The following is a 4,408-nucleotide window of genomic DNA, read 5'->3' on the forward strand; positions in this document are numbered from 1 at the left end:
AACCTCTCCCCGCTCCCGGCGACCAACAACATCGATCACCCTGGCATACGGAGAAAGGTCACCGCGAGATCGTCAGAAAAACACCAGTCACCTAGCGGCCGTCCCCGCAGGCAGCGTGTACGGCGTCTCCCAGGTAAACCCGGCAGTCCCCTCACTAGATCTGATGGCAGTGCCGAGGTTAGCGGTGGAGCCCGGCAGAAACGCGAGCCTAGGGGTTCGGCCGCGCGGCGGCCAGGAAGCTCCTGATCAGGTCCGCGTCCTTGACGCCGGGGGCGGTCTCCACGCCGCTGGAGACGTCGACGCCCCAGGGTGCCGCCGCCTCGACGGCCTCGGCCACGTTCGCCGGGTCGAGGCCGCCGGCCAGCAGCCAGCGGCCCGACGGGCGACCGCGCACCGCCGCCCAGTCCCACGGCTCCCCGGAGCCGGGGCGGGGCGCGTCGACGATGAGCAGGTCCTCGTCGAAGGCGCCGCAGGCAAGGTCGGTGTCGGCGCCTCCGGCGCGGATCAGGGTGAGGCCGAGGTCCTTCAGCGCGGTGAAGTCGCCGTGCGGGTGGTCGCCGTGGAGCTGTACGGCCCGCACGCCGGCCTCGAGGACGGCCTGCCGTACGACGTCGGTGGGTTCGCCTCTGAAGACGGCCACGGTGAGCACGTGCGAGGGCACTCGCCGGGCCAGCTCGCGGGCGCGGGCGGGGGTGATCCGCCGCGGGCTCCTGGTCAGGACGAACCCGATGGCGTCGGCTCCCGCCTCGACGGCCGCGGCGACGTGCTCGGGCTCGCTGAGGCCGCATATCTTGACGTACACACCTGCGACCCTAGCGGCGGCGGGCGGCTGCCGGCGACCAGGCCCAGATCAGGACCGCGACGGTGAGGCCGAACAGGGTCAGGCCGCTGGGCACGTGGGTGCCGAGGGCCTCCCAGCTGAAGTGCTGGCCCATGCCGATGAGGAACAGGCCGAGGCTGGCCAGCGCCGGCCAGCCCGCGCCCCGGCCGGGACGCCAGACGAGGACGGCGGCGACGATCTGCAGCAGCGCCAGCAGGTGCACGACCATGCCGACCATGACGTGCGTCTCGGCCAGGGCGGCGCCCCCGTTGACGGCCTGACCGGCGAACGAGGCGGCCACGACGAGCCCGGCGGCCTGGGCGACGACGAGGACGCGCAGGCCGTACAGCAGGCCGGTGGAGACCTGGCGGGCCTGGGGTGAGGCCGGAGCCACTACCTCCTGCATGATGTTTCCTCTCTGAGAACTCTGAGAGCCACATCGTGCGGGTACGGCCTGGCCGGGGTCGTCAGCCTGCCGGGGGACCCGGCGATCATCCTGTGGGCGGACGGGCGACTACCGCCCGCGTGCCACCGGCCGGAAGTCGGCGCCGACCAGGCCCGCACGGTGCGCGACCACCGCCGCCTGGGTCCGGTTGCGCAGCCCCAGCTTCTCCATGGCGGCGCCCACGTGCGTCTTCACCGTGGTGACCCCGACGTGCAGTTCCTCGGCGATCTCCGCGTTGGACAGGCCGGTGCCGACCAGCGCGAGCACCTCGATCTCCCGCTCGGTGAGGTGGGCGAAGGCGAGCGGGGTGGTCCGGTCCTCGGCGTCGAGCGCGCGCTCGACCACCCGGCGCAGCACCGACGGCGCGAGCAGCTGCTCGCCGCGGGCGGCCCGGCGCACGGCCTCGACCATGTGCTCGGGCTCGTCGTCCTTGACCAGGAAGCCGAGCGCGCCCCTGCGCAGGGCGGCGTACACGTTGGCGTCGTCGGCGAACGTGGTGAGCACGACGATCCTGGCGGCCGGCCGGGCGGCCAGGACGCGCCTGATCGCCTCCAGGCCGTCGACCCTGGGCATCCGCAGGTCCATCAGGATCACGTCGGGCGTGTGCGCGGCGGCCTGGCGGACCGCCTCGGCGCCGTCCTCGGCCTCGGCGACGACCTCCATGTCGCCGGCCGCCTGCAGCAGCATTCGCACGCCGGCGCGGACCAGCGCCTGGTCGTCGGCGACCAGCACCCGGATCACGTGGTGCCCCGCAGGCCGCGGGCGGGCAGCGTCACGGCCAGCCGCCAGCCGCCTTCGGCGTCGGGGCCGGCCGACAGGGTGCCGCCGAGCGCGCGGGCCCGCTCCCGCATGCCCGCCAGGCCCTGCCCCGAGGACGGCAGGCTCTCCCGGGTGACGGGCGGGCGGCCGTTGCGCACCTCGACGGCGAGGCCGCCGTCGCCGACGGCCAGGCTGACGCGCACCGGCGTCCCCGGACCGGCGTGTTTGAGCACGTTGGTCAGCCCTTCCTGGACGATTCGCGCGGCGGAGGCGCGCGCGACGAGTGGCGCCTGTTCGGTCCGCGGGTCGAGGGCGAGCTCGACGATGAGTCCCGCGGCGGTCATCCGCTCGGCGGACTCGCGCACCACGTCGGCGGGGTCGGCGAGCAGCGCGGGCGCGCGTTCCGGGTCGCGCAGCACGTCGAGCAGTCCGCGCAGGTCCTCCAGCGCCTGGTGGCCGGCGTCGCGGATGTCGGTGAGCGCGTCGGCGACCGGGCCCTCGGGGGCGGCGTAGCGGGCGGCTCCGGCGCGCAGCACCATCGCGCCCACGTGGTGGGCCACGATGTCGTGCACGTCGCGGGCGATGCGCTCGCGTTCGGCGAGCTGGTCGGCGCGGAGCTGGGCGATGGCCAGGCGCTGGGACTCGCGCAGGCGCAGCCGTTCGGACTCGACGGCGGACGCCCGCGCGCCGAGGTACCTGCCGATGGCGACGGGGGCGGCCACCATGGCCATCAGCACGACGACGCGCACCGCCGTGATCTCGGCGTCGCCGCGGACGATCGCGGAGGAGGCCAGGAACGCGGCGAGGAGGTAGACGAGGCCGATCCAGAACCAGGAGGCGACCCGCATGGCGAACACGCAGACCGCGATCAGCGCCAGGACCATGCAGGTGGTGCTCACCTGGGGAAGGTACTGGATGGCGGCCATCAGCAGCCCGGTCTGGAACACCAGGACGATGCCGGGCAGCCGCCTGGCCACGCCGAGGGAGAGCCCGCCGATCACCGCCAGCGACCCGGCGACCCAGACCGGGACGCTGCCCTCGGCCCAGTCGGTCCAGGTGCCGAGGACGGCCAGAGCGACGCCGCCGATGGCGAGCAGCACGTCGGGGGTGACGTCGGGCTCGTCGAGGTGCCGGACCGTGCCGCGCAGGTAGCGGCCGACGATCACGGGGACGACGGCGGCGCCGACGGAGTAGAACCAGGCGTTCCGGGTGAAGGCGATGCCGGGGTCGGCCAGGTTGAAGCCGGTCGCGACCGCGGCGAGCGCGGCGAGCGGGACGACGAGCCGCCAGCTCGCGCCGTGGGCGAGCGCGCCGAGGGCGACCAGCAGCAGCATCTGCACGGTGTTGGCGGTGAAGGGGGCGACCTGGTCGGCGACGACCAGCCAGCCGGCCAGGAAGGCGACGACGGCCGCCGGCCGGTGCCTGACCAGCGCCATCGGCAGACCGGTCACGACGGAGTAAAGAGTACACAAAGAGACGGATGCCGAAGAGCCGCCCCAGGTATGCCAGGTGGTCAGCACGTCGAGTCCGACCCCCGCCGCGGCCAGCAGGCCGTCAATCGCCAAGCCGCGCCAACGCATGGCACCACGGTAGCCGCGCGGGCGGGCGGCCTGCTCCTCCGGCAGGAGGAGCGTTCCTCCTCCAAGTGGCCGGACGTTCGTCCTGAAGGGGGATCATGTCAGTGGCCGGTCGCTCGTAGGCTCGGGTGCATGCCTCGTGATACCGCGCTCTTCCTCGGGCAGTTCATGCGCTCCCCCGCGACGATCGGCGCCCTGGCACCCAGCTCCCAGCGCCTGGCGTCGGCTGTGTGCGCTCCGCTCCCCGAAAGGGGCGAGCCGATCGTGGTCGAGCTCGGCCCCGGCACCGGTTCGTTCACCGCGGAGATCCAGCGCAGGCTGGACGGGCGCGGCCACCACCTGGCCATCGAGCTCAACTCCCGGCTGGCGGGCCTGCTGGCCGACCGCTTCCCGACGGTGGACGTGGTGGAGGGGGACGCGGCCGCTCTGGCCTCGCTGCTGAGCGAGCGCCGGATCCGGCACGCGGACGTGGTGGTGAGCGGGCTGCCGTGGGCGGCCTTCCCCGACGAGTTGCAGCAGTGCCTGCTGGGGGCGGTGGCCGACTCGCTCGGCCCGGCGGGCGCGTTCACCACCTTCTCCTACCTGCACGCGATCCCGTTGCCGCCGGCCCGCCGCTTCCGCGCGCTGCTCGCCGAGCGGTTCGAGGAGGTCGTGGTCAGCCGTACGGTCTGGCGCAACGCGCCTCCCGCCTTCGTCTTCCACGCGCGACGCCCTAGGTGACTGGTGTTAAGCGGGTCATTTGGGAGTGTGATGGTCCTGGGTGACCCGCTCAGGGCTGCTGCCCTGGACCGGGATGCCATTGCGGTT

General features: G+C 73.7%; 5 protein-coding genes. 1 reads left to right on the forward strand and 4 read right to left on the reverse strand.

The features are described 5' to 3' along the window. Positions 1 to 208: 208 nt before the first annotated feature. The 4 genes from ABZ911_RS42895 to ABZ911_RS42910 form a co-directional block, all read right to left on the reverse strand. On the reverse strand, positions 209 to 802 hold the full coding sequence (locus ABZ911_RS42895) for a phosphoribosylanthranilate isomerase (protein WP_358070391.1): 594 nt from the start codon (positions 800 to 802) through the stop codon (positions 209 to 211). A gap of 10 nt (positions 803 to 812) precedes the next feature. Beyond that, positions 813 to 1,226, reverse strand: a complete 414-nt coding sequence (locus ABZ911_RS42900) for a hypothetical protein (RefSeq protein WP_358070394.1) — start codon at positions 1,224 to 1,226, stop codon at positions 813 to 815. Positions 1,227 to 1,334: 108 nt separating this feature from the next. Further along, entirely contained in the window at positions 1,335 to 2,006 is a 672-nt protein-coding gene (locus tag ABZ911_RS42905) for a response regulator transcription factor (protein ID WP_358070397.1), read from the reverse strand. Beyond that, the gene (locus tag ABZ911_RS42910; protein ID WP_358070399.1) at positions 2,003 to 3,475 is read right to left on the reverse strand and encodes a histidine kinase; all 1,473 of its coding nucleotides are present in this window, start codon (positions 3,473 to 3,475) and stop codon (positions 2,003 to 2,005) included. Before ABZ911_RS42910 ends, ABZ911_RS42905 begins: the two co-directional genes overlap by 4 nt. A gap of 258 nt (positions 3,476 to 3,733) precedes the next feature. Here ABZ911_RS42910 and ABZ911_RS42915 point away from each other — a divergent pair, with 258 nt between their 5' ends. Beyond that, entirely contained in the window at positions 3,734 to 4,321 is a 588-nt protein-coding gene (locus ABZ911_RS42915; RefSeq protein ID WP_358070402.1) for an SAM-dependent methyltransferase, read from the forward strand. The last annotated feature ends 87 nt before the right edge of the window (positions 4,322 to 4,408 follow it).

Origin of the sequence: Nonomuraea sp. NPDC046570, from assembly GCF_040645915.1 — a bacterium.
In the GTDB taxonomy this organism is placed as follows: Bacteria; Actinomycetota; Actinomycetes; order Streptosporangiales; family Streptosporangiaceae; genus Nonomuraea.

Coding starts and splice junctions, on each gene's coding strand:
- ABZ911_RS42915 (WP_358070402.1), top strand. CDS start 3,734: ATGCCTCGTGATACCGCGCTCTTCCTCGGGCAGTTCATGCGCTCCCCC.
- ABZ911_RS42900 (WP_358070394.1), bottom strand. CDS start 1,226: ATGCAGGAGGTAGTGGCTCCGGCCTCACCCCAGGCCCGCCAGGTCTCC.